Source organism: uncultured Rhodoblastus sp., assembly GCF_903903185.1.
GTDB lineage: Bacteria > Pseudomonadota > Alphaproteobacteria > Rhizobiales > Beijerinckiaceae > Rhodoblastus.
The window spans coordinates 1-22,776 of sequence record NZ_CAIUXT010000240.1 but is presented as its reverse complement, the minus strand read 5'-3'; the positions used below and the strand labels follow the sequence as shown (position 1 = coordinate 22,776).

The window sequence follows — 22,776 nt, the reverse complement described above, 5'->3', positions numbered from 1 at the left end:
TTCCGCTTCGAGTTTATTGACCAGATCGACAGTGGTGTAGAAGCGTCCGCGCTTGCCGGCGCGCACGCAAGCGCGGGCAATGGCGATCGATAGATGAGTCTTGCCGGTGCCAGTTCCGCCGATCAGGACCGTATTACGTTGCAAGTCGATGAAGCGACCGGTGGCGAGATCGCGCACCAACCTTTCATTGATTGGCGTTCCCTCAAAGGCGAAGTCGTCGAGGTCCTTGGCGAGCGGCAGTTTGGCGATGGTCAGCTGATATTTGATCGAGCGCGCTTGCTTTTCGGAGATTTCGGCGGCGAGCAGGTCGCCCACGATGCGCGGGGGTTCGTGCTGGCGCTTGATGCCGGCGCCCATGATCTCGTCATAGGCGGCCTTCATGCCGAACAGCTTGAGTTCGCTCATCAGGTCGAAGATTTTTGTGCGTTCCATCAGCAGGCTCTCCCTGTATCCCTCAATTGATCGTAGCGGGCGCAATCGGCGACAGGCGGAATGGCGAGCTTCAGCGCCTCAGGCGGCTGGATCGGGGCGACCGGGCCAGGATCGCGGCGACGCGCGAGAATGTTGAGGATGACGTCGGCGGAATGGACGCCCTCAGTGAGCGCTTCGGCGCTGGCCGCCTCCACCGCCGATAATCCGTCGGTGAGAACGGCGGCGAGGATTTTGACCATCTGGCGGTCGCCGTCATGCGAACCGGAGAGCTTCTTGCGAACCCGCTCGATCGCGGCCGGCAGCAGCCAATCCTTGAACGGCGCGCCGTTGCGCAGGGCGCCGGGCTTTCGCGCCAGCACGGGCACATAATGCCAGGGGTTGAACCTGGTCTCGCCGCGCCCGAAGACGCGGTCATGCTCTCCAACGATCTTGCCGTCCTGGCGAATGACAATGCGGTCGGCGTAGGCATGGACATCGACAGGCCGACCGACGGCGCTGGCCTGAACCGAGTATTTGTTGCTGTCGAAGCGAACGAGGCAGGTCTTGGACACCGAGGCCGGAACGGCGTGGAATCCGTCGAACCGGCCGACATAGGGGACGAGCTTGGGACGCTCGGCCTCGAACATCTCCCAGACGGTTTTGTCGGCGACCTCGGGATGGGAATTTTCCTTGGCGTGGGCGACGCAGCGATCCGCCAGCCAGGCGTTCATCTCTTCAAAACTCTTGAACCGCAGGCGCGGCGTGAAGAAGCGCTCGCGCACCAGCCCAACCTGGTTCTCGACCTGACCTTTCTCCCAGCCGGAGGCCGGCGTGCAGGCGACGGGCTCGACGAGATAATGCGCGCACATTTGCAGGAAGCGGCGGTTGTACTGGCGCTCCTTGCCGATGAAGACCGCGTCGACCGCCGTTTTCATGTTGTCGTAGATGCCGCGCTGGCAGGCGCCCTTGAAAAAGATGAAGGCGCGGTCGTGGGCGTCGAACACCATCTCCTGGCTTTCCCGCGGATAGGCGCGCACGAAAAACATCCGGCTGTGGCAGAGGCGGACATGCGCGACTTTGACCGTGGTGGTGACGCCGTCGAGCAGGACGATCTCGTGGGACCAGTCGAACTGGTAAGCTTCGCCTGGCGCAAAGCTCAGCGGGACGAAGGCGGCGGCTGTCACGGCGGCATGGGCGCGCCGCCAGGTCTTGGCGTAGCGGCGCACCGCGTCATAGCCACCCTCGTAGCCAAGATCGCGCAGCGTCTCGAAAATCCGGATCAGCGTGAGACGCTCGCGCGCCGGCTTCTCGCCGTTCTCCTTGAGTAGCCGCTCCAGATCCTGCGACCAGCGCCCGAGCTTGGGGCGTGGCTGAACCTCACGCTGATAATCGAAGGCGGTCTCGCCGGAGCGCAGAACCTTGCGGACCGTATTGCGCGAGATCTTCAGATCGCGAGCGATCGCCTTGATCGATTTGCCCTTGTTAGAATGCTCACGCCGGATCCGGCCAATCGTCTCCACAACCAACATCCCCATTCGTCCCCGCTTGCCATGCAATGCGGGTGGCTCTTCCAGCCAATTTTCGGGGGGTCAATCTTGGAAGCCGATCCCCCGCTTCACGGGGTGAAAATTGCACGCCGGTTCACACGTTGAGCGGGTCACTCACAACCTTGTCAGCTGGCACTGCAAGGCAGGCGATCGCTTCTTCAGCTTCAACGATCGCGCCGACGCCGACATGGAACGCCTCGCCGCCAAAGTCGCCGCGCTGCTCGCGTCCTGAAACCATCATCCCCAAAACAGGAAAGCCAAAGCCATGACCATCAAAGCCACGACGCGCGACCTCGGCCTCGCCATCCGCGATTTCCTCGATGACCGAGAGTTTTATCATTTCGAGGAAGGCGCGGACGAGAGCAGCGAGCTCCATGAAAGCGAAGAAACCTTCGAGATCGCCGACGTCGACGTCAGCGATCCGAACAACCTGAAAATCCGGCTCGACAACGGCCAGAGCTTTCTCGTCCGCATCATCGCCGGAGAATGACAATGAGCATCCAGCGCCATAACGAAAACGGCAAGATTATCGCGAAGAAATTCACGATCGAACAAATCGAAGAGGCCGACGATCAAGACGCCGGCTATTGCATCGCCTGCGGAGCGTGGCGAGATTGCTGCGAGCCTGACGCCCGCAAATATACTTGCGATGAATGCGGGCTGCCGCACGTCTACGGCGCGCAAGAACTCGTCATCATGGGGCGTGTTGTCGACGAATGCTGACAAACCCTGCACCGGAGGGGTGAGCCATGCTCTACTGCCGCTTTCCGATCTTCGCGGCCTATGAAGATACCCGGCGCAAACGCCTTGGCGTCCTGCGCCACCAGCAGCGCCAGCGCGATGCCCTGCCGCTTTTCGCCGATCTTATCGCCGCCAGCCAGCCAAGCGTTGACGCTGTCATGATCGAGCGAGCCGAACAGGCCGCAAAATTCGCACAGCAATTGAGGACCAACCGCGCCGCCTATTGGCGCCAGGTCAGAGCCGTCTTTTACGCCATGCCGCCAGTCGAACGGGCGAAAATCAGACAGCTTTTCGAACTTGGCAAATTCGCCCCGCGCGATCCACGCATGTATTCGTACTATTTGCGCGAGGCCAAGGCCGGGCGACTCGACGACCACTTGACCAGCCACGCCCGCGCCGTCGAAACCGGCAAAATCTGGCGGATCGTCAGCTGCCTTGAGCCGGCGAACGACGCCGAGAAGGCAACCGCCCGTACCCGCCTCGACCAGATCAACGCGGAGAACCGCGCCCATTTCAACCGCCAAACTCCATAAGGAGCCTGTTATGCCTTCCAGCAAGCCAACCGCCATCGAACAAGGCTATCTCGACCAGGGATATAAACTGCCCGAAGGGTGGACCTGGGACCTTGTCGCGGAACATCGCGAAAAACGCCAGATCGAGCCGATCTTCGTCCCGCTGAAAGTCACCCTCGGCATAGTCGCTTGGGGCGTGCCGTTCATCGACGGGAAGCCGCTCAAGCATTCGGTCGATGAGGATGAGGATATCGCCAAACAAAACGCCAACAGCCGCGTTCACCTCTCGCTCGGAGATGAATTCACCTACGCCGCCGGCATGGCGGCTGCGATCCGCTCCGCTCTGTCCGAGCGCGCCGTCAAAGCGTTCCGTAAAGCCATCGTCGAGGACGGGGCCGAAGACCTGTTCCGCAAGCTGGAATCCCCCTGCCCCGTCGCCCGAGGATAATCATCATGGGTTGGATTATTTGCATGGCGCCGGAGCGCCTTGAGCCCGGCGAAGACCAGTTGAACTGGAGCAACTCCGAAGGCTTCACGAACGGAGACGATTTCGACACTTTCACCGACAAGGAGCGAGAGACGATGCAGCTGCCGTTTGGTGGGGTGTGGGTTGAAGCGCCTTGGAAGGCAGAGGGATAAAAGCACATAAAAAAACAAAGAAAATATCTGGCATCAACCGTCGGGCCGCGCAAGGGTCAAGCCCGGCGCTTCGCGCCCTTGCGCGGCCCGCCGTCGGCTGCCCGCTTCGGAAGATGAGTTGGAAGAAACTCAAACCGGAGCAAAAAAATGGGCTGGACCTTCGAATACGAAAAACTCACGAAAGAATCTCCCGCACAGCGCATCGCCAGGGATCTCACTTTCGAAACCGAAACCCACAAATCGACGGCTGTCGCCACGGCCACGGTCGGCAAAGTCGTCTATGCGGCGGTTCGACGCGAAATCAAGAATTCGGCCACATCCTACTTCTTCTGCGCTGTCGTCTTGTTCAAGAATTCCGAAAAGGACGGTTTCGGCACGAAATTCATGGACGAAACCGCCGGTCCCTGCGAGATCGACTGTCCCGAGCGCATCTTCAAGCTGCTTTCGTCCGTCGCCGAAATTCCCGATTCGAGCTACGCCGCCGATTGGCGCGCGCGCGTGGAGGCGGCGCGCAAAACGCGCAACGACGTTCGCTCGATGAGCCCAGGTGACATTGTGCGCCTGAGCCATCCCGTGAATTTCGCGAAGGGCCCTTCGGATATCGATGCTTTTCGCTTCATCGAGCGCGTGGGCCGGACGCCGATCTTCGCGCCCCTCACCCAGCCCAACTTTCGCTGCCGCCTCACGCGATACGCGCTCGACGGCGCGACGGTCGAAAAGCCTCAGCCCGCCATTGCGAGCGACGCCCGGCCCGGCGCCCGCGAACCGGCGAGGGTGAGCCTATGAGCGACGACCTCACCTGGTTCACCACGAGGATCAACGGCCACGCGCAGGAAATCCAAATCCAGCCGTGGGAATCGAGAAAGCCGGATGAGACCCGGTTTTTCGACGCGCGCGAAACGCAGATTTTCAACACGGTTCTAAACGAGCTCGGCACGGCCTGGCCGCTCGACGAATACTCGCAGGCAAGACAAGCCATTCTACGCGCCTTTCACAAACTTGGCGCGCCCCCAGCGGCCTGACTGCCGCTCTCTCACCCAACACCCCTTCCACCTCGATCCCCTGGCCGCGCCTGCGCGCGCGCCGGGCGATTGCGTTCGCCTTAAGGAACACCAAAATGAGCAAATCCCGCGATCAGTTCTCCCTGCCGTTCCTCGACACCACCGGCCTTTCAAGCTCCTTCGGACTTTTCGGAGACTTCGGCGCTTCGGAGCCGTCCCTGACCGACGCCGGAGACGACGACGAGGAAAGCCCGCCCTCGTTCCCGCTCATTCCGGCGATCGACTTTCGCCTCACCGGCGACCGCAAACTGGCCCAGGCCTGGAAAGCGCGCGCGACCGACAATATCGCTGCCATTCGACTGCTGCGCCAGATCGAAGGAGAAGCCCGAAACGCGACGCCAGAGGAGCAGGATCGCCTCGCCCTGTTCACTTCGTTCGGCGCCAGTGACCTCGCCAACAACCTTTTCCGCCGCTCGCCCGACGAGACTTTCCCGAAAGGTTGGGAAACCCTCGGCCAGAACCTCGAACAGCTGGCGTCGCCGACTGAACTCGCCAGCCTCGCGCGCGTCACGCAATACGCCCATTTCACGCCGGAATTCGTCATTCGCGCCATCTGGCGCGCCTTGCGCCACCTGGGCTTTTCCGGCGGCCGCGTCCTCGAACCCGGTTGCGGAACCGGTCTGTTCTTCTCGTTGATGCCGCAAGCGCTCGCCGACAAGACCGCGTTGACCGGCGTCGAAATGGATCCGATCACCGCGCGCATCGCCAAGCTCCTCTATCCGAACGCCCGCATCCGCGCCGAGGATTTCACCAAGGCCCGGCTGCCCGAAACCTACGACCTCGTCGTCGGCAATCCGCCGTTCAGCAGCCGCAGCGTCCGTGGCGCCGATCCGATCGGCGCGCTCAACCTTTCCCTCCACGACTTTTTTCTCGCGCGCTCGATCGAGCGCCTTCGCCCCGGCGGTCTCGCCGCTTTCGTCACCAGCCGCTGGACCATGGACAAGACCGACGCCACGGCCCGCGCCTTCATCGCGTCCATGGCCGACCTTCTTTGCGCCGCGCGCTTGCCGGAAGGCGCCATGCGCGCCTGCGCCGGAACCGACGTCGTGGTCGACGTGCTGGTCTTCCAGAAACGCAAAGCCGACCAGACCGCCAGGCCCGCGAACTGGATCGACCTCGACGCAATCATTCCCGCCGAGGACGGCGACGAAGAACTCCTGATCAACCGCTATTTCGTCGAGCGTCCCGGCATGGCGCTCGGCTCGCACGCGCGCACCACGAGCGCCTATGGCCCCACCTATACTTGCCTGCCCACCCACGCCGACGAACACGCGCTTTCGAAACGCCTGATCGAAGCCCTCTACTCCATGCCCACCGAAATCTACACGCCCCAGGCTCCCGTCGAACAAGAGCAGAACACCTTGTTCGACGAGACTGTTCATGTCGGCACGGCCGCCGAAGGCGCAACGATCAAGGAAGGCAGCTTCCTGATCGTAAAAAACCAACTGGCCCAGATCATCGATGGCGCGCCGGCCGCCGTGCAAATCCGCTCCGGCAAGGGCTCCGAAGGCATTCCCGCAAAACACGCCCGCATCGTCAGCAACCTTGTCCAGATCCGTGACGCCGTTCGCGACGTTCTCCGCGCCCAGGAAGCCGATCTTCCATGGGGCGGCGCCCAGGTTCGCCTGCGCTCCGCTTATGCGCATTTCAAACGCGATTTCGGCGCCATCAATCTGACGACGATCGGCGAGACCACGACCGCCGAGGGCGAGGTTCGCGAAACCGTCCGGCGGCCGAACCTTCAGCCCTTCCTCGACGATCCCGATGTCTGGCTGGTTTCTTCCATCGAGGAATATGACGTCGAATCCGGCTATGCCAAGCAAGGCCCGATTTTCACCGAACGCGTCCTCCATCCGCCGACCACGCCGGAAATCGCCACCGCCGCCGATGCGCTCGCTGTCACGCTGCATGAAGCCGGCATGGTCGACATCGACCGGATCGCCGAACTTCTTGGCGTGACCCGCGACGTCGCGATCGCCGATCTCGGCGACCGCATCTTCCTCGATCCCATTGCATCGAAAACCGGCATCGAAATCTGGCATTCCGCCGACGCCTATCTCTCCGGCGCCGTCCGCAAACGGCTCGCAACGGCGAATGAGGCCGCCGCGGACGATCCGCGCTTCCAGCGCAACGTCGAAGCGCTCAACGAAGCCCTACCCGAAGACTTAAAACCTTCGGAAATCACCGCGCGGCTTGGCGCGCCATGGCTCCCGACCGACGTGATCTCGAAATTCTGCGAAGAAATCCTCGGCGTCACAACGCCGGTCTATCACACCGCCGAAATCGCGAGCTGGACCATTACCGTCGGCGCCTTCCTGCAGAACCCGGCTTCGACCACCGACTGGGGCACGCTTCGCCGTCATGCCGGCGAACTCGTCTCCGACGCCCTCAATTCGACGCTGCCGCAGATCTTCGACGAGTTCGAGGAAGACGGAGTCAAAAAGCGCGTCCTCAACGCCGCCGACACCGAAGCGGCCAAAGACAAGCTCGCCAACATCAAGCGCGCTTTTGAGAACTGGATCTGGACCGATTCCGACAGGGCCGAGCGCCTGGCGAAGCTCTATAACGAGCGTTTCAACAATCTGGTCCCCCGCGGCTTCGACGGATCGCATCTGACGATCCCCGGCGCCTCGAGCGTCATCAAGTTCTACCCGCACCAGAAGCGCGCGATCTGGCGCATCCTGTCGGCGGGATCGACTTATATCGCCCACGCCGTGGGCGCCGGCAAAACCTTCACCCTCGCCGCCGCCGTGATGGAGCAGAAAAGGCTTGGCCTCATCACCAAGCCGATGATGACCGTGCCCGGACACTGCCTCGCCCAGGCCGCCCGCGAATTCCTGCAGCTCTATCCCACCGCCCGCATTCTCGTCGCCGACGAAAGCAATTTCGTCAAGGATAAGCGCCAGCGCTTCCTTGCCCGCGCCGCGACCGCCAATTGGGACTGCATCATCATCACCCATTCGGCGTTCAAGTTCATTGCCGCGCCGGCGGCGTTCGAACACGGTCTCGTCACCGATCAAATCGGCTCCTACGCCGAACTGCTCAACCGGACCAGCAAGGAAGATCGCGTCTCGATCAAGCGCATCGAGCGGATGAAAGAGGGCATGGAGGCCAAGCTCGAAGCGTTAAAGAGCCGAAAAGACGACATGCTGACGATCGCCGAAATCGGCGTCGACCAAATCCTCGTCGATGAAATGCAGGAGTTCCGAAAACTCACTTTCACCACCAACCAAAGCACCTTGAAAGGCGTCGATCCCGACGGTTCGCAGCGAGCCTGGGACCTCTACGTTAAAACCCGCTTCCTCGCGACAAACCTCTCGGGGCGCGCGTTGATCGCAGCCTCGGGAACGCCTATCACCAACACGCTCGGCGAAATGTTCACGATCCAGCGGTTCTTCCAGCCGGAAATGCTCGAAGAGCGAGGTATTCAGGAATTCGACGCCTGGGCGGCCGCCTTCGGCGAAACCACCACAGACCTCGAATTGCAGCCCTCGGGACTCTACAAACCGGTTACCCGGTTCGCGCAATTCGTCAATATTCCCGAATTGATTTCGATGTACCGGGATTTCGCCGACGTCGTCTTGAAAGCCGACCTTCGCGAAAACCTGAAACTGCCGAACATAGCCGGCGGCCAGCGCCAGATCGTCGCCGCTCCCGCAACCCCCTCGTTCAAGGCCTATCAAAAGGTTCTCGCCCAGCGCATCAAGGCGATCGAACAACGCCAGCGCCGCCCCAAAAAAGGCGACGACATTCTCTTGTCGGTCATCACCGACGGCCGCCATGCCGCGATCGATCTTCGCTTCGCAGACAAAAACCAGCCCAACGAGCCCGAGAACAAGCTCAACTCGATGATCCGCAAGGTTTTCGAGATCTGGCGCGACACGTCCGACCGCCGCTATCGCCGGCCGGACGGCGCGCTCGATCCCACGCCCGGCGCGACCCAGATGATTTTCTCCGACCTTGGCACGCCGGCCGTCGCCGAATCGCGCGGTTTTTCCGCCTATCTCTGGATCAGGGAGTCGCTGATCGCTCTCGGCGTTCCCGCGTCCGAAATCGCCTTCATGCAGGATTTTAAGCGTTCCGCCGCCAAGCAGCGCCTGTTCAACGACGTGAACGGCGGCAAGAAGCGCATCCTGATCGGCTCTTCCGAAACCATGGGCACGGGCGTCAATGCCCAGCGCCGTCTGATCGCGATGCATCATCTCGACGTGCCCTGGCTTCCGTCGCAAGTCGAGCAGCGCGAAGGCCGCATCGAGCGCCAAGGCAACCAGAACGACGAAATCCAGCTCTATGCCTATGCAACCAAGGGCAGCGTCGACGCAACCGGCTGGCAGATCCTCGAACGCAAGGCCCGCTTCATCGAAATGGCCATGTCCGGCGACCGTTCGATCCGCCGCGTCGAAGACGTCGGCGCGCAGGCCAGCCAGTTCGGTCTCGCCAAGGCCATCGCCTCGGGCGACGAACGCCTGATTCAGAAAGCCGGTCTTGAAGCCGAGATCGCCCGCTTGGAGCGGTTGCGGCAGAACCACTTCGACGAGCGCATCCTGACCCGGCAAAAAATCGACCGTCTCGCGCGCAACGCAGACGAAGTGCGACAACGCATCTTGCAGGTCGAGGCCGACATCGAAAAGCGGAAACCCACGCGCGGCGACGCCTTTACGATGACCGTCGACGAAAAGCTGTTCAGCGAACGCAAGGACGCCGGATCGTTGCTGCTCAAGCACGTCATCAAAGCCAAGACGGAGAGGCCTTTCCATCCCAGGCCGATCGGCGCCATTGGCGGATTCGGTCTGCGCATCGCCAAAAGCCCTTTCGGCTATCCGGCGCTCGCCATCGCGCGCACCGGATGGAACGAAATCGTCGAGACCGACAGCGAACTGTCGCCTCTTGGCCTGATCTCGCGACTGGAGCACCTGCTCACCCGCTTCGAAGCCGAGCTCAAGGAAAACAACGCGACCATCGCCCACGCGGAAACCTGGATTCCCTCGCTGACGGCGCGCCTCGGCGTTGCTTTCGTGTTCCAGGACGAGCTCGACGACAAGCACGCGGAACTCGAGGCGATCAATGAATCGCTCGCCGCGACGAAGGCCGAGGACGAAAGCGATCTCACCGCCAACGCGGCCTGATCGTTCAAGATAGATCGACGCCGTGGTCGATCTACCTTCCGCTCGCCCCCGGCGGTAGGGTCAAGGCAAAATCTGGCTGTAAACGTGCGCTATGCAACTTTATGGCGTTTTCTCAGTCACCCGGCCAGGCGTCGTCGCGCCAGTCGCGAGCGGTATGAATGACGCGCAGGATTGACACGGCCCGATCGCTATCGGTCAGGGCATAGGCAATGATGTAAGGCAGGCGGCGCACCGATTTTTCATAGGTTCCGGCGACACGGCCCGGGTGGCCGGTGGCGAACTCTCCCAAAGCGGCCCCCGTCTCGCCAAGGGCGACGGCAACCCGGCGCGCAGCTTGCGGGTCATCAGCAGCAATGTATTCGATTTGCGCGCGAATATCTGCCTTGGCCGCGTCAGACCATTCAACGCGTCTCACCCTTGCGCGGCTTTCTTGCGTTCGGCGGCGTCAATGACGGCGTGAAGTTCCGCGATGACTTCGTCATGCGGAGTCACCCGCCCTGCCGACACGTCGGCCAATCCTTGCTGGATGCCCTCAATGATCGCAAGTTCCCGGTCTACATAAGCTGAGACCGCCTCGGCGGCGAGATAAGAGCGGCTGCGCTTGGTGCCCCGCGACAGGCGCGCCAACTTTTCGTGAACCGCCACCGGGACGCGGATCGTCATTGTCGTGCTGTCCATGGGGATTGCCTTTGTGGTTGTATGTGTACAACCTAACACATTGTAGCCGAAGCGCCATCCAAAAGCTTCGCCAACAATGTTGTATGGACTCCCCGCATATGATACAACATTATTGTAATTGTTGTACAAAGAGGCAATCACTATGGCTACGTTTCCGTCGTCCGACTGGACCCGAAAATCGGGCGACATTTTCGAGGCGGCGCGACGCGGCCCGGTCACGATCACGCAACGAAAGCGCCCCGCCTTCGTCGTTATGACAGTTGACGAATTTCAACGGCTGACGGCCACGGACACGCGGCGACACTATACAATCGATACCTTACCCGACGAGCTTTTTGCAAAGGCAGAAGCCGAGATCGCGCGCTTGAAGCGGGAGCACGAGGAATGACGCGCGACGCGCTCACCAGCGGCGCCGTCATTCGTTTTCCGTTTCTTTGGGGCTCAGAAGCTCAACGAGGCGAAACCGAAGGACGCAAACGTCGCCCTACAGTGGTGGGGTTCCGCCTCGATGACGATTTGCTATTGCTATTTCCTATTACGACCAAGGAACCAAGCAAAGATCGCTTTTTCAGGGAGGTTCCCGACACCGAAAAACGGCGCGGTGGGTTGGACGCAGACCTGCGCATGTGGATCATACTTGATGAAGTGAACGTCGATTCCGTTCGTCAATCGCACTATCTTGAGCCTGATTGCAAAATTGGACGCTTTAGCCGAGCCTTTGTATTGCAAATATTTGAGGCGTGGGCGCGAGAACGTCAGTCCCGTCGCATACTCGTCACGAGCCGCCGAGGACTCGTCACGAGCCGCCGAGGATAGTCCAATCGCGCGAAATCGCGCCAAGATAAACAAAAATGGAAGGATGTCAGCACGGGCCGCGCGCCCGCCGCAAAGGGTGGGTTCGGTCGGCCGCTGCGCTAGTCCGCCCGAATCCCGGCGCCAGCGCCGCCTTTGCCCCGATCGCGCGTCCGCGCTCCTGAAGATCCTGTTTCGGAAAAAAATATCGAAACGGGACCAGCAGGAGAAAAATTATGGAACAGAATATCGAACTGCGCATCGTCGATCCCAAAACCCTGAAATTCATCGACAACAGGGATCCCCGCCACATCCCGGCAGATCGGATGGCCGACGCCGCTCTGAAAGCCAACGCCAAGGCGATCGGCTTCCTTCAGCCGCCCCTGTTCTCGCAAGAAGAGGACGGCTCGCTCACCATCATTCTCGGTCGCCGCCGCGTGCGAACCGCCATCGCAAATAAGCAGAAAGAGCTGGCGATCCTCGTCAAGCCGGCCGATCCGCTCGACAATATGCGCGCCGTCTCCGAAAACGTCATCCGCGCGCCAATGTCGCCCGTCGATCTGTGGCGCTCGATCGAATCCCTCGCGTCCGAAAACTGGACCGAAGAGGCCCTTGCCACCGCCTTCGCCATTCCCGTCCGCCAGGTGCGAAAGCTGCGGCTCCTGGGCAATATTCTGCCCGCCATCCTCGAACATATCGGCCGGGGCGACATGCCGTCGGAGCGGGAACTCCGCGTCATCGCAGCGGCGCCCTTGTCCGAACAGACTGAGGCCTGGGAGGCCAACAAACCCAGGAAAAAAGCCGAGGTGTCGTGGTGCGACCTCGCCAGAGCGCTTTCCAAACACGAGATGTTCGCCCGCAACGCCAAATTCGGCGAAAAGGAGCAGACCGCTTTCGGCATTGTCTGGATCGAGGATCTTTTCGCTCCGGCCAACGAAGACAGCCGCTATACGACCGACGCCGAAGCATTCCTCGCCGCTCAGCGCGCCTGGCTCGAAGCCAACCTTCCCGAAAATGGCGAAATCATCGAGGCCGACGACTACGGCAGCGCTAAACTGCCGAAAGGCGCCGAGCGCGTTTGGTCGTCCAAACCCGCCGAAGGCGATCGCATCGGCTTTTACATCGCCCCGCGCGACGGAAGCGTCAAAGATATCGCCTTCCGCCGCCCCACGCCGTTGAAAGGCGAGAATTCCGCCACAGCCGGCGGCGACGATTCCGGCGCGATCCCGTCGAAGACAAGGCCCGACATCACCAACAAGGGCATGGAAATGATCGGCGAAATGCGCACGGAAGCGCTGAGCGCCGCCCTGACTCAGTCTGAAATTTCCGACCAGACGATCATCGGTCTGCTCCTGCTCGCGCTCTCGGCGGACAATGTGAGCATTCGCACGAATGACTCCACTCCGACCCGTTCGCTCGTCGCGAAAATCGCGGAAGGCGGCAAACTCACCTCCGACACAACCCTCATCCGATCGGTCGCGGTCGAGGTGCTGCGGAACACCCTGAACTGCAAGCTCAAATACAACGGCAGCGGTTTGGCCGCCCGCATCGCCGGCGACGAGATCGGCGCCGACGCCGAACTTCCGACCATGGCGACCGACGACTTTCTGTCCACGCTGTCTCGCAAGGCGCTCGAACAGCTTGGATCCGGACTCGGCGTCCTCCCCAGGCAAAGGGTCAAGGAAACGCGCGTCGCGATTGTCGAACAGGCCCGCGACACCCGCGTCGTTCTCCCGGCCGCCCACTTCGCCCTCAGCGCCGAAGAGAGCGCCAAATTTTCGCAAGAGCCATACCGCTATGGCGTCAACACCGAAGCCGAGGCGGACGACGGGACGGACGAGAACGGCGATTTAGCCGAATTCGGAGAGTCCGGCGAGCCGCCTCACGGCGAGACGGAGGACGCTGGCGAAGCCGAAACCTCCTTCGAAGACGACGAAGCCGAGCAGGGCAAGGCCGCCTGACGCTGACGCGACGTTTCGCCTCTTGCTGACGCGTGGCGACTTCAGCGCGCCACGCGCGGCGACTGCGCTGCGAGCAACTTCATGGAGCAACCTCATGCCCTTCATCGCTTATGCAGACCGCGGCGGCATCATCGGCTTTGGCATTAGATGCCCGCCCAGCGCGCTCCCTATCGCCCGCCATCTCAACATTGACAGGCTCAAGACCGTTGTCTCCGCCGTCGCCAGGCATGCCTACGACAACCAAACGCTTCTCGTTCCCGGCATCCCCGAGGCAGTTGATGGCGATGATGCCCTCGACGCGATGTTTTCTATCACTTCAGCCATTGCCGTTCGCCTGAAGGAGCATGCGTCATGAACGCTCAACAGCTGTCACGCCGGCTCTCGGCGCGTAAAATCGTCGCCCAACGTCTCGCGACGAATTTGATCGTCCACTGTGAACGCGCCGCATCCGGTCGCAATGGAAAACGCGCGGATCCGGCATTTTGGAACAAGACCGACTGGCGACATTACCTCCACATCGCCTGCCGATCGCCTGCGAGCTCTCGCCTGCCCGCTCTCTACCGCGACATCGGCGAGATCGAAAACACCCTGCATGAGGCTGACAACAATTGTACATTGGACAAGGAGATTTCCGCCATGACGACAACCGCTCACTCACCCGAAACCATTCGCATCCGCGAACTCAATGACGCTTTCCGCCGCGCGCCGTCGAAACACGGCCAATTGGTCTGGACCAGCGGCATATCCATTCTGCCATTTGACGAGCAATTGGCGATCATCGCCAAGGTCAAGGGTTTCGACGACTTCTCGCCCGACAACGACCCCCACGGCGAGCACGATTTCGGCTCTTTCGATTTTAAGGACGAGAAAATCTTCTGGAAAATCGATTATTACGATCAGAACATTGAATATGGCTCCGAGGACCCGGCCGATCCATCACAAACCACCCGTGTTCTGACCGTCATGCTTGCTCGCGAAAGTTGAGACTCGCGTGCTCCCAGCAATAACTTCAGCCCGTCGAACGCTAACGCGCTCGGCGGGCTTTTTTTTGCTCACGCGTTTTTCGTCCTGCCCGAAGTCGTGCAATGCACTTCCTTCGGAGTCTCCACTCAACGGACGTGCCTAAGTTGCGGGCGGCCGGAGACCGCCGCGGCGCTGGGGCTTGTGGGCGCCTTTCGGCTTTCGGGCGCCGGGCTGGCGCGCACCGGCGCTTGCGGGCAGCCGCCGGGGCTCGCGTGGTGACGCCAAAGAAAAGGCCGGAAGACGCGATGTTTCCTCCGGCCTTCGGCTTCGTCCTCGCCGATCAACTCAGTGCCGACACTCGAAAATCAGGCCGCCTTTATAGGTCAGCTCGCATGAGTTCGTGCTATCCGGCAAAATGAACGCCTCGTTTGGCCGCCCTTTGTATCGGCACACAAAGGTCAGTGGCCGATGAGCCTGCCGCAAATTGTGCCAGCCTTGCACGATTATATCCTCCGGCATCTTATTGCCTTTGTATTTCTCCTCATCCGGCGGCAGGAATCCTGGTGGATTAGATTTTCCCTCGATCAAATCAATCCCCACAATGTCGGGTTTGCACAAAGACGCTGCCCCAGCGCCATACACTGAGAGACCCAAAACCAACACGACAGCTATAAATCTGATGTGATACCGCATAAGTATGACCCCTTGCTATATAGTTAGTGTGATACGACGTAAAATTGAGATCCAGACTCATAAGAATTGCTGGTCGTCCAATTGATCGTGCGGTATTGGGCAGACCGATTCGCCCATTGATCCATGACTTGAATCCCCTGGTCGTTCTGTCCCAGGTAAATCGCCGTGTGGCTCTGGCCAACAGTGTTCGTATACGTCCCATCCGAGCCAAATGTGGCGATCACCGTACCAGCCGCGATATTGGTGTTGCCCTGCACTTGAGAGCCGGGAACCCACGTCGAGGTCAAGCCAACATTCGACGTCGCCTGGGCCAGCGCAACGCACTGACCCGAACCAACACTTTGGCCTAAGAAATCCGCATAACCCGATGCAAGAGTCGCTCCGGCCACCCCGCTTCCAGTTCCGGTGAACGTCGGAGAACTCGCCCCATCGGTCTGGATCACCGTCGTACCGACCACTTCCCCGGTGTCGACAAGAAGCTGGCCGCCCTGCGGATAAGTGTAAGCCGGAAGACCAGGCTCCGGATACGTCGGGACCACATGCAGCGGCACGCCGCTCGGCATCTGCACTTGCGGATCGGCCCGACATTCTTTCGATCCCGAAAACGCGAGCGCCAAAATGATCAGCGCGGCAGCCAGCCGCGACAACCTTTCTCCATCAATATTCGGTCCCGACCGAATATCCCTCGACATTCTCTCTTTGCGCAAAGCGCTCTCCTGAAGTTGAAGCAACCTTCCAAGAGAGCCAGCGAACGGCGCGAACTCGAAGCGCCTTTTTTTTAAAAAACGTAAATATGCAATGCACTCCCCGGTAGGCGAAGTCGGACGGCGGGCGAGCGTTTCTCGGGCTGGGCGGAGGCCGGCTCTCAAGGGAGCAGTCTACAATCGCTATTCCGGCTTCGATCCGCCAATGCTGTGCGGCTTGAGGGAAAAATAATCGCGCTCGCCGGTCAGCATCAAGGCGAACGCATCGATCGCCGCCACGACAGTCGAACCAGAATAGTAGAGCGGACCTCCGACCTTCATCTTCGACATTTCCCCAATGACCGTACTCCTGCATTTCCCGAGAAACGAAAGCAAGGCAGGGCTGTCAACGTGTGCATCGGAGCGCGTCGTGCGTCTGGTCATGACGTTTCGCCTGGCGTCCCACGCAATTGGAACGGAAGATGCCGGCCACGCACATAACCGCGTGAGATAACGGCATTGGAATCTGCCGCCAGTTCAGTGAGATCATGCAGAAGTGCGCGGATCGCCTGCCGGGGATCGCCGCCGAACTCCAAAATAACAGCGTCGATTTCATCGTCTGTTGCCCCGACGCCCGTTTTCCGTCCAGCCTCTAACGACATGGTTCCGCTCCGATGAAAAGAGAACAGACAAAGAACACTCCCGAGGCCGGGAGTCAAGGCTGACCCCATCGACCTATCCCCGTTGGCGCGGCATAATCCGTTCCATGTGCAATCTTTACGGCCTCTCCAAACCCCAGGACGCCATGCGCGCGCTGTTCCGCGTCGTGCATGACAAGACCGGCAACTTGGCGCCGCCGACCGGCGTCTTTCCAGACTATTCCGCGCCCATCGTCCGCGTCACTGACGGCGAAAGGGAATTGACGATGGCCAGGTGGGGAATGCCGTCACCGAAATTTGCCTTGAAAGGGCGGGCAACCGACCCCGGCGTCACCAATGTACGCAACCGGCTTCGCCGCATTGGAGGCGCTGGCTATGCGCAAGCGCCCGCCGCCGTATGCCATGCTGCTGAATTATATCCGCTCATGGATTCACATGGATTTAGCCTTTTTAGTGCCGACGGCGCTGCGCATCGGCAACATTCGAAGCCGCTCGACCACTTCAGCTGTCGACTGCGAGAGGTCAATCGTCGCAAAGCGCATGCGATGGCCCTGGATGAGCGCCGATTCATCAACGTCGAGGCCAATAGCCGGATAAATCAGCATGCCGTCCGCATTCAGCGAGAGCGGGTCATTCTGGCGCTCCTGGCTGCGCAAATAGGCATAGAGCTGATAGAGATGGCCAGTTTTGAAGCGGAAGCCGCCCCGTTGCCCCGGCGTAAGAATGTTGGTGAATTTGGTATCGATAATGATCCGGCGGCCGTCAGTCTCGTTTTCGAGAATTATATCGGTGATCATAATCGGCAGATAGCTGCGAATGCCCGCTGACGCCTCGCTCACCGGCCAGACATATTGCTTGCCTGGATACACCCGCCAGCCCTCGTCCCTAGGAAGTTCGCTCGCGAAGAAATTGCCGACGGCCTTCTCGAACAGTTTCCGAAACTCAGTTTCCTCCCGCTGCGCTTTTAGCAGTGTCCGCGCCCCGGCGGACTCCGTCGGCAGAACAAGATCGAAGACAGCCTTTGCCAGCGAGACCATGAGGCGGTCCTCACCTTCATGGCGAGCGATCTGATCCGATGCGATTTCCGAGCGGGTGGGCTTCTTACCGGATACGCCAACACGCCCGAGCGCATTGGCAAGCATGCGGCAACGATGCGAGAGATCGGCATCCTCGAGCCAGCCCGCAAGCTTTGCGAGCGCGGCGCGCACGATGCGGTTGCGCGGCGTATCGATGGTGAGTTCTTCAAACCGGCAGGCGACTTCACCCCTACGAAACAGATCGTTCGAAACGGTTTCGAGGATGTCGATGCGGCCTCTCACGCGCCGAAGAATTCCCTCTCGGCGGCGATAACCAAAGCTCAAATTGCGTCGCTGGCGCTTCTCGGTTGCGTAACAGAGAAGCCGCGCAATCAACGATTTGAAGTCAGGGGAGTCCTCGACTTCCGCCTCGAAGCGGTCATTGAACTGCGCCAGCCCCGAGGCATAGAGAAACAGAAGCCAAACATTGCGGACAGGAATTTTGTCGAGGGCGAGCGGTGCCTGCTCTTCGGGGCCGAGCTGTTCGAGGACCGCTTCCATCACAGCCCTGCAAGCAGCCGCTGCGTCGATGTCCTTGCCTTGTCGGGATTGTCGAACCAGTACTCTTCAAGCAGCGGTCCGATCTCCGTTTCGACGACCTGCCGGAACCATGCAGCGGTATCGGCAATCGTTTCACCCGGTCCCGGCGTCACGAAGCTATGACCGATTTTGAACTGCGCGCCCAGAGACCGGTCATTCTCGATCTCACCATTGAGCTCGCTCATCAGCCGCTTGATGGTATCGACGGTGGCGGCATCCATGCCGGCGTTTTCGACGCACCACGCCTTCCAGCGGTCATTGAGCTGCGTCTGGAGGGAGACAAACGCAAATCGCCGGCGAAGCGCAAAATCGACAAGCGCGAGCGACCGGTCGGCGATATTCATCGTGCCGATGACATAAAGGTTAGGTGGTATATGGATACGCTCGCCCTGCTCCTGCGGGTAAGCAAGCTCGATGGCTTCTTCCTTGTTGCGCTTGTCCTTCTCCAGAAGGGTAAGCATTTCACCGAAGATTTGCGCGGGATTGCCACGATTGATTTCTTCGATAATGACGACGAACGGCCGGTCGCGCTCTGCGCGCGCAGCCTCAACGGCCTCAAGGAATGCGCCGTCGATGAGCGATAGCTGACCATTGCCATCCGGGCGCCAGCCGCGCACAAAATCCTCATAGGACAGCGAGGGATGAAACTGGATAGCGCGGGTGCGCTTGCGCGCGACCGTAGGGTCTTTTGTGCCTATCAGGGCGTAGGCAAGACGCTTGGCAAGCCAAGTCTTTCCGGTTCCTGGCGGTCCCTGAAGGATCAGGTTCAGCTTGGCGTTCAACCGGCTTAGGGCGCCACGAAGTTCGGCATTCGGCAGGAAGCACCCGTCACTGATGATGTCTTCAATGCCATAGGATTCGAAGACCGAATCCTCCAGTTCGGCCTTTTCTTCCTCTTCTTCGCGCTCGATCTCGGTGACCGTTGTGCTGCGCGGGCGGTACTTCTTCGCGAAATACGGTACTCGCAGCCAGAATTCATAGTCCTGCTTGTGATCGCCGAAGGCGAATTGGATTAGGCGGCGAGCCAGATCATCTGTCGCGTCGGCCTCCACGATTGTAACGCGGTAGGTATAAAAATACCAGTCTTTGCGCTCGGCGAACGCCGTCCAGTTGACCTTAACAGTCTTGCCGTCCTTCGTGGCCGCCGTGATCGTACCAATGGCTTTGATACGCATGCAGGAAACCGGCTTTTCCTGGTTATTGAAAGGCAGCCCGTATTTCTTCACGAACGAGGCTTTGATAGCGATTCGGTCGCCCGGCTTCATACGCTTGACGTGGTCCGAGAACTTTTCGTCATAGCCGTTCTGCCAGATACCCTCCGAAAGAAACCGATCAGTCTGGTCGTCGGCGCCATTCCAGATCGCTCCGACAAACCAGAATTGGCGGTTCGGATCGTCGAAGAGGTCGGCGGCCAACTCTTCCTCAGGCGCGGGCGCCTCTTCGTCTTCGTCGCTTGAGGCATCACGGAATCGACTCTGCACGTCCTTAAAAAGCGCCAATGCGCTCCCGTGATCGAGGTGGGTTTCGCGGCCGTCGGGCGTCAAAACCCAACGTCCCCGCTGCTTGCGGTCGATGAGGCCGGCCTTGACCAAATAGAACCGCGCCCAAGCGACATTGTTCTCAAACTTGGATTGGCCGTTCTTGTTTGTATCGGCAAGCTCTTCCTTGGCGACATCCGCAAGCTCGCGGACTTTTGCAATCACTTCCTTTGGTTCGCTTGCTCCGCCGAGAGATCGCAAAGCATCAAGGACGGGCGCAAAATACTGCACAAATTTCGGGCCAACCAAAGCCTTGCCCTCGTCGGCCAGCGCGGATTGAAAGTCGGGGTCATCCGGCGCAGTCGGAGCCCAGTCGAATAGGGCCAGTTGCTGTTGCCTGACGAAGGCATCAGGATCATCAACCTGAAGACCGCTATCTCGGGCGGCAGCGAGGAATCCTTGGAGGGCCGAGCCATCAAGAGTGCCGGTCTCGAGGTTCTGCCGGTTGACAACGATGGCGCTTGTCATCGGCCAGCCATTCTGGACGGCAATCTGCACGAGATCACCAAGATGGCGGTTCATATCGTAGCGAACCTTTTGCCAGTCCGCGCCGTTGGCCTTCGCCAGATCGCCATAGCTGATGAACCTGCGCTCGCGCGCAGCTTTCAGAATCGTTCGATATGTCGTCTTCAGGTCGAGTCGGCCGGTCATGGCGGTAAGTTTATTGGACGAAATCCCCTGTGACTACGCAGTGTGGACGAATTTGACGGGTGTAGTCCTTCTTTCTCGCGTCGGGCCGACGAGACACCGCCGTTTTGGTCATCTTCGCCCTCGTCGAACGTGAATGGGCGCTATATGCTGTCGACAATCAGGGGAGGCAAGCGCATGACCGAGATCAAACATCTGATTGAGGAATGGATCGAGATGCGCGGGACGCTCCAGCGCCAGCTCAAAATGCTGGAATCTGGGGAAATGCGCACCGGAACCGACGTCTCCGACAGCACGACACAGGCGACTATCGCCCGAATAAAACGGTGGATCGACGAGATGAACTCGCTGCTGAAGGAATTTTCGCGCACGCACGCGCTGTAATCCTGGCGTTTCGGTGTCGAGAGGATGCCGGAGCGTTTTTCAAAATTCTTGCCGCCCGTCTGTCCGGCGTGGCCGACGTTGCCGGATTGGTTCCTCCGTCGGATGCGTACTTTGATGCGATGGAATCGCTGCGCCCAAGAGTCGCTTTTCCCCTGGTTCGTCGGGCAGTTTGCCGCAGATTCAGCAGTGGCGTCTTGCCGAGCGTTCCCAACCAGGCGCAGTGACCCTTGGACGGGGTCGGCAGCCGACCCGGGTGATGTGACTGGAATCGGCGGATTGCCGGCATAGCGCGAAGGACCGGTCCCGAGAAAACACCAGTCGAAGGCTGAATGGCAAGGATGCGCCAGGAACGGACGTAAGGCGTTGGCGGCTCGAACCTGTGTTATCTTTAGAAAGCCGTCGTTCAAGTCGTTTCTTTTTCTGGGCCGGACCGCGCCAAATGCTGGTTCAATCGTTCGATACGATGGCACCGGTCTTGATGGAACTCGCATTGCCTTCGGCGAACGAACAATGATGCTCGGTGAGACTGTTCGATGAATCCGCACGCCGCCAGTCGCTTCACCACCGCTCCAACGGAATTGCGCGACAGGTGGTCGGGCGCAGGCGAGTTCGCCTTGGGTCAGCGGAACGTCAACCGTTTGCATATCGTTAGAGACGGGGGAACGCTGCCCGCTCAGCCGCAGCAGCACCGCGACGCAGCGTCGCTCGCTGTCGCGGATCAACGGCGACGGTCTGGGAAACGTCGCCATAAATGACCGCGATCTGCAGTAATACATTCTTCGGGCAGGAACTGCCGTTACGAAAATTTGCCCATTGACTCGATTGCGTCGAAAAGCGGTCCAAAAAACAAAATTGATTCTGATCAAGGAAACACATTCGCCATCATGCATCATATGGAGTTGCGTTGTTTTATGGCTGCCATATACTAGACGTGTTTAGCATGTTCACGGTAAGTGCATGTTAAAATTAAGGAATCTTGGATGCGGAGGAGGTTTCAACCGTCCGGCAGCGGAAAAAGTGTTTGTATAAGAAATGAGTTTGATTCTCAACCCAAACAATTCATCGCCACAACTTTTGCGGAGAGCGCCTGAGGCCGGAAAGCCGCTAGGGCAGTTCGGAGCTCCGCTGGCGCCGTTGCTTTGCCTGGAGACGAGCGATGACCAACACGATTTTGAACACTACGGCGACAACCTCCTCCCTAACGATGAACGGCGCGCAGTTGATCGACGACAAGCAAGCTTTTTTAGACGCATCGAATGCCGTATATTCGCGAAGCGTGCCTTCAGATTTAAAGTTATTGACAACACCCAGCGGCACTCCTCTCGTTATGACGAACGACGCTGACGGTTTTTACGCTGAAGCGTTTGACTATAATAGAAATATCATCATTTCATTTGAAGGTACTTCAAGTGATAATGGTGCAGAATATAAAAAAGGAAGTTTTGCTGCGGATGAGTTGATAAAGAATGACCATATACCGGCATCATTTTTATACGCCCAAGACTTTTACAACGAAATACGCCGGTTTTATCCTTATCCAACCAATTCAATTTACGTAACCGGTCACTCGCTGGGTGGTGCTGAGGCAGAATATGTCGCCGAGCAGAACCCGGGGGTAGCGGGCGGCATAACGTTCGGAGCACCAGGTTTGCCCGGCTATGAGGGCCTTTTCCCAAACGCGAACGTTTCAAACGTTTACAATTATATCGACTACGGTGATCCAATAGGCAATTACGCGGGCGATGCATACAGCGCTTATTCGGCATACTCGCTAACAGGTTATCACTACGGAAACGTCTTGCTGGTTGGCTCGATCGGCGACAAACTATCACCGATTATTGCGGCTTGGGATGTTTATCACGAAGACGTCCCTTTGCATGCGTTGACCAACTACGCTTCTGACCTTGGCCTGAAATTAGACACGATCCCCGATACGTCGAGCACGCAATCCAAAAAAGTTATGTTCGAGGGTACAGACGCAAATGGCCAGTACGGCCTTTGGGTGAGTGATGGAACTGCCGCTGGGACTAATGAACTGAAGAGTTTCGGAGCCTACGGAAATGCGAACCCGCCGTCCAACTTCGTACCGTTCGGTGGCGAGGTGCTCTTCACAGCTGGTGGCGG

25 protein-coding genes and 1 pseudogene are annotated in these 22,776 nt (G+C 59.5%); 15 read left to right on the top strand and 11 right to left on the bottom strand.

All coding sequences use genetic code 11. The annotated features are described in order from the left end of the window. From QZY01_RS22200 to QZY01_RS22190, 3 genes are all read right to left on the bottom strand, one after another. Positions 1 to 432 (bottom strand): ATP-binding protein (locus tag QZY01_RS22200; protein ID WP_294541621.1); only part of this gene is annotated, 432 nt, incomplete at its 3' end. Beyond that, positions 432 to 1,940: an IS21 family transposase gene (istA, locus tag QZY01_RS22195; protein ID WP_294541618.1), complete on the bottom strand. Its 1,509-nt coding sequence runs from the start codon at positions 1,938 to 1,940 to the stop codon at positions 432 to 434. The genes istA and QZY01_RS22200, both read right to left, overlap by 1 nt. Before the next feature lie 112 nt (positions 1,941 to 2,052). After that, positions 2,053 to 2,451, bottom strand: a complete 399-nt coding sequence (locus QZY01_RS22190; RefSeq protein ID WP_294541616.1) for a hypothetical protein — start codon at positions 2,449 to 2,451, stop codon at positions 2,053 to 2,055. On the opposite strand from QZY01_RS22190, the gene QZY01_RS22185 reads away from it, so the two are divergent. The 7 genes from QZY01_RS22185 (at position 2,451) to QZY01_RS22155 (ending at position 10,037) form a co-directional block, all read left to right on the top strand. Continuing rightward, positions 2,451 to 2,681, top strand: a complete 231-nt coding sequence (locus QZY01_RS22185) for a hypothetical protein (RefSeq protein WP_294541614.1) — start codon at positions 2,451 to 2,453, stop codon at positions 2,679 to 2,681. The two genes, QZY01_RS22190 and QZY01_RS22185, sit on opposite strands and share 1 nt — an antisense overlap. Before the next feature lie 26 nt (positions 2,682 to 2,707). Next, on the top strand, positions 2,708 to 3,232 hold the full coding sequence (locus tag QZY01_RS22180) for a hypothetical protein (RefSeq protein ID WP_294541612.1): 525 nt from the start codon (positions 2,708 to 2,710) through the stop codon (positions 3,230 to 3,232). Positions 3,233 to 3,242: 10 nt separating this feature from the next. After that, on the top strand, positions 3,243 to 3,659 hold the full coding sequence (locus tag QZY01_RS22175) for a hypothetical protein (RefSeq protein ID WP_294541610.1): 417 nt from the start codon (positions 3,243 to 3,245) through the stop codon (positions 3,657 to 3,659). 5 nt (positions 3,660 to 3,664) lie between these two features. Beyond that, complete coding sequence (locus tag QZY01_RS22170; protein WP_294541609.1) at positions 3,665 to 3,850, top strand: hypothetical protein; 186 nt, start codon at positions 3,665 to 3,667, stop codon at positions 3,848 to 3,850. Between the two features lie 147 nt (positions 3,851 to 3,997). Beyond that, positions 3,998 to 4,636, top strand: coding sequence for a hypothetical protein (locus QZY01_RS22165; RefSeq protein WP_294541607.1), 639 nt, complete (start codon positions 3,998 to 4,000; stop codon positions 4,634 to 4,636). Beyond that, positions 4,633 to 4,872: a hypothetical protein gene (locus QZY01_RS22160; RefSeq protein WP_294541605.1), complete on the top strand. Its 240-nt coding sequence runs from the start codon at positions 4,633 to 4,635 to the stop codon at positions 4,870 to 4,872. Before QZY01_RS22165 ends, QZY01_RS22160 begins: the two co-directional genes overlap by 4 nt. A gap of 95 nt (positions 4,873 to 4,967) precedes the next feature. Continuing rightward, positions 4,968 to 10,037, top strand: a complete 5,070-nt coding sequence (locus QZY01_RS22155; protein ID WP_294541600.1) for an N-6 DNA methylase — start codon at positions 4,968 to 4,970, stop codon at positions 10,035 to 10,037. A 112-nt stretch (positions 10,038 to 10,149) separates the two neighbouring features. Here the strand turns inward: QZY01_RS22155 and QZY01_RS22150 are convergent, their stop codons facing one another. Both QZY01_RS22150 and QZY01_RS22145 read right to left on the bottom strand, forming a co-directional pair. Further along, complete coding sequence (locus QZY01_RS22150) at positions 10,150 to 10,452, bottom strand: type II toxin-antitoxin system RelE/ParE family toxin (RefSeq protein WP_294541598.1); 303 nt, start codon at positions 10,450 to 10,452, stop codon at positions 10,150 to 10,152. Further along, positions 10,449 to 10,715, bottom strand: a complete 267-nt coding sequence (locus QZY01_RS22145; protein ID WP_294541595.1) for a CopG family ribbon-helix-helix protein — start codon at positions 10,713 to 10,715, stop codon at positions 10,449 to 10,451. Before QZY01_RS22145 ends, QZY01_RS22150 begins: the two co-directional genes overlap by 4 nt. 118 nt (positions 10,716 to 10,833) lie before the next feature. Here QZY01_RS22145 and QZY01_RS22140 point away from each other — a divergent pair, with 118 nt between their 5' ends. The 5 genes from QZY01_RS22140 to QZY01_RS22120 all read left to right on the top strand — a co-directional run bounded on the left by QZY01_RS22140 (position 10,834) and on the right by QZY01_RS22120 (position 14,452). Then, positions 10,834 to 11,103: a type II toxin-antitoxin system prevent-host-death family antitoxin gene (locus QZY01_RS22140; protein ID WP_294541592.1), complete on the top strand. Its 270-nt coding sequence runs from the start codon at positions 10,834 to 10,836 to the stop codon at positions 11,101 to 11,103. Beyond that, the gene (locus tag QZY01_RS22135; protein WP_294541590.1) at positions 11,100 to 11,531 is read left to right on the top strand and encodes a hypothetical protein; all 432 of its coding nucleotides are present in this window, start codon (positions 11,100 to 11,102) and stop codon (positions 11,529 to 11,531) included. Before QZY01_RS22140 ends, QZY01_RS22135 begins: the two co-directional genes overlap by 4 nt. A gap of 212 nt (positions 11,532 to 11,743) precedes the next feature. Next, positions 11,744 to 13,468, top strand: coding sequence for a ParB N-terminal domain-containing protein (locus QZY01_RS22130; RefSeq protein WP_294541587.1), 1,725 nt, complete (start codon positions 11,744 to 11,746; stop codon positions 13,466 to 13,468). 94 nt (positions 13,469 to 13,562) lie between these two features. After that, positions 13,563 to 13,823, top strand: coding sequence for a host nuclease inhibitor protein (locus QZY01_RS22125; RefSeq protein WP_294541585.1), 261 nt, complete (start codon positions 13,563 to 13,565; stop codon positions 13,821 to 13,823). Next, complete coding sequence (locus tag QZY01_RS22120; RefSeq protein ID WP_294541583.1) at positions 13,820 to 14,452, top strand: DUF3768 domain-containing protein; 633 nt, start codon at positions 13,820 to 13,822, stop codon at positions 14,450 to 14,452. Before QZY01_RS22125 ends, QZY01_RS22120 begins: the two co-directional genes overlap by 4 nt. 324 nt (positions 14,453 to 14,776) lie before the next feature. On the opposite strand, the gene QZY01_RS22115 is transcribed toward QZY01_RS22120, so the two are convergent. From QZY01_RS22115 to QZY01_RS22100, 4 genes are all read right to left on the bottom strand, one after another. Then, positions 14,777 to 15,049 (bottom strand): hypothetical protein, encoded by a 273-nt coding sequence (locus tag QZY01_RS22115; RefSeq protein WP_294541581.1) that lies wholly within the window; start codon positions 15,047 to 15,049, stop codon positions 14,777 to 14,779. A gap of 98 nt (positions 15,050 to 15,147) precedes the next feature. After that, complete coding sequence (locus QZY01_RS22110; RefSeq protein ID WP_294541578.1) at positions 15,148 to 15,771, bottom strand: BPSL0067 family protein; 624 nt, start codon at positions 15,769 to 15,771, stop codon at positions 15,148 to 15,150. A gap of 240 nt (positions 15,772 to 16,011) precedes the next feature. Next, positions 16,012 to 16,251, bottom strand: coding sequence for a hypothetical protein (locus QZY01_RS22105; protein WP_294541577.1), 240 nt, complete (start codon positions 16,249 to 16,251; stop codon positions 16,012 to 16,014). Continuing rightward, positions 16,248 to 16,469: a hypothetical protein gene (locus QZY01_RS22100; RefSeq protein WP_294541576.1), complete on the bottom strand. Its 222-nt coding sequence runs from the start codon at positions 16,467 to 16,469 to the stop codon at positions 16,248 to 16,250. Before QZY01_RS22100 ends, QZY01_RS22105 begins: the two co-directional genes overlap by 4 nt. 104 nt (positions 16,470 to 16,573) lie before the next feature. On the opposite strand from QZY01_RS22100, the pseudogene QZY01_RS22095 reads away from it, so the two are divergent. After that, positions 16,574 to 16,842 (top strand): annotated as a pseudogene (locus QZY01_RS22095) (SOS response-associated peptidase); the annotation flags it as partial. A gap of 55 nt (positions 16,843 to 16,897) precedes the next feature. On the opposite strand, the gene mcrC reads toward QZY01_RS22095, so the two are convergent. Together mcrC and QZY01_RS22085 are read right to left on the bottom strand one after the other, a co-directional pair. After that, a complete protein-coding gene (gene mcrC / locus QZY01_RS22090; protein ID WP_294541575.1) occupies positions 16,898 to 18,043 on the bottom strand; it encodes a 5-methylcytosine-specific restriction endonuclease system specificity protein McrC in 1,146 nt (381 codons plus the stop codon). Further along, positions 18,043 to 20,271: an AAA family ATPase gene (locus QZY01_RS22085; protein WP_294541574.1), complete on the bottom strand. Its 2,229-nt coding sequence runs from the start codon at positions 20,269 to 20,271 to the stop codon at positions 18,043 to 18,045. Before QZY01_RS22085 ends, mcrC begins: the two co-directional genes overlap by 1 nt. A gap of 174 nt (positions 20,272 to 20,445) precedes the next feature. Between QZY01_RS22085 and QZY01_RS22080 the strand changes: the two genes are divergently transcribed. Further along, positions 20,446 to 20,652 (top strand): hypothetical protein, encoded by a 207-nt coding sequence (locus QZY01_RS22080; RefSeq protein ID WP_294541573.1) that lies wholly within the window; start codon positions 20,446 to 20,448, stop codon positions 20,650 to 20,652. A gap of 1,156 nt (positions 20,653 to 21,808) precedes the next feature. Beyond that, positions 21,809 to 22,776: hypothetical protein (locus tag QZY01_RS22075; RefSeq protein ID WP_294541571.1), on the top strand; the 968-nt coding region annotated here is incomplete at its 3' end.

What these genes read in the sequence shown, in the direction of transcription:
- QZY01_RS22135 (WP_294541590.1), top strand. Translation starts at nt 11,100, where the DNA reads ATGACGCGCGACGCGCTCACCAGCGGCGCCGTCATTCGTTTTCCGTTT.
- QZY01_RS22145 (WP_294541595.1), bottom strand. Translation starts at nt 10,715, where the DNA reads ATGGACAGCACGACAATGACGATCCGCGTCCCGGTGGCGGTTCACGAA.
- QZY01_RS22155 (WP_294541600.1), top strand. Translation starts at nt 4,968, where the DNA reads ATGAGCAAATCCCGCGATCAGTTCTCCCTGCCGTTCCTCGACACCACC.
- istA (WP_294541618.1), bottom strand. Translation starts at nt 1,940, where the DNA reads ATGTTGGTTGTGGAGACGATTGGCCGGATCCGGCGTGAGCATTCTAAC.
- QZY01_RS22100 (WP_294541576.1), bottom strand. Translation starts at nt 16,469, where the DNA reads ATGTCGTTAGAGGCTGGACGGAAAACGGGCGTCGGGGCAACAGACGAT.
- mcrC (WP_294541575.1), bottom strand. Translation starts at nt 18,043, where the DNA reads ATGGAAGCGGTCCTCGAACAGCTCGGCCCCGAAGAGCAGGCACCGCTC.
- QZY01_RS22175 (WP_294541610.1), top strand. Translation starts at nt 3,243, where the DNA reads ATGCCTTCCAGCAAGCCAACCGCCATCGAACAAGGCTATCTCGACCAG.
- QZY01_RS22180 (WP_294541612.1), top strand. Translation starts at nt 2,708, where the DNA reads ATGCTCTACTGCCGCTTTCCGATCTTCGCGGCCTATGAAGATACCCGG.
- QZY01_RS22185 (WP_294541614.1), top strand. Translation starts at nt 2,451, where the DNA reads ATGAGCATCCAGCGCCATAACGAAAACGGCAAGATTATCGCGAAGAAA.
- QZY01_RS22105 (WP_294541577.1), bottom strand. Translation starts at nt 16,251, where the DNA reads ATGACCAGACGCACGACGCGCTCCGATGCACACGTTGACAGCCCTGCC.
- QZY01_RS22125 (WP_294541585.1), top strand. Translation starts at nt 13,563, where the DNA reads ATGCCCTTCATCGCTTATGCAGACCGCGGCGGCATCATCGGCTTTGGC.
- QZY01_RS22165 (WP_294541607.1), top strand. Translation starts at nt 3,998, where the DNA reads ATGGGCTGGACCTTCGAATACGAAAAACTCACGAAAGAATCTCCCGCA.
- QZY01_RS22170 (WP_294541609.1), top strand. Translation starts at nt 3,665, where the DNA reads ATGGGTTGGATTATTTGCATGGCGCCGGAGCGCCTTGAGCCCGGCGAA.
- QZY01_RS22130 (WP_294541587.1), top strand. Translation starts at nt 11,744, where the DNA reads ATGGAACAGAATATCGAACTGCGCATCGTCGATCCCAAAACCCTGAAA.
- QZY01_RS22160 (WP_294541605.1), top strand. Translation starts at nt 4,633, where the DNA reads ATGAGCGACGACCTCACCTGGTTCACCACGAGGATCAACGGCCACGCG.
- QZY01_RS22080 (WP_294541573.1), top strand. Translation starts at nt 20,446, where the DNA reads ATGACCGAGATCAAACATCTGATTGAGGAATGGATCGAGATGCGCGGG.
- QZY01_RS22120 (WP_294541583.1), top strand. Translation starts at nt 13,820, where the DNA reads ATGAACGCTCAACAGCTGTCACGCCGGCTCTCGGCGCGTAAAATCGTC.
- QZY01_RS22085 (WP_294541574.1), bottom strand. Translation starts at nt 20,271, where the DNA reads ATGACCGGCCGACTCGACCTGAAGACGACATATCGAACGATTCTGAAA.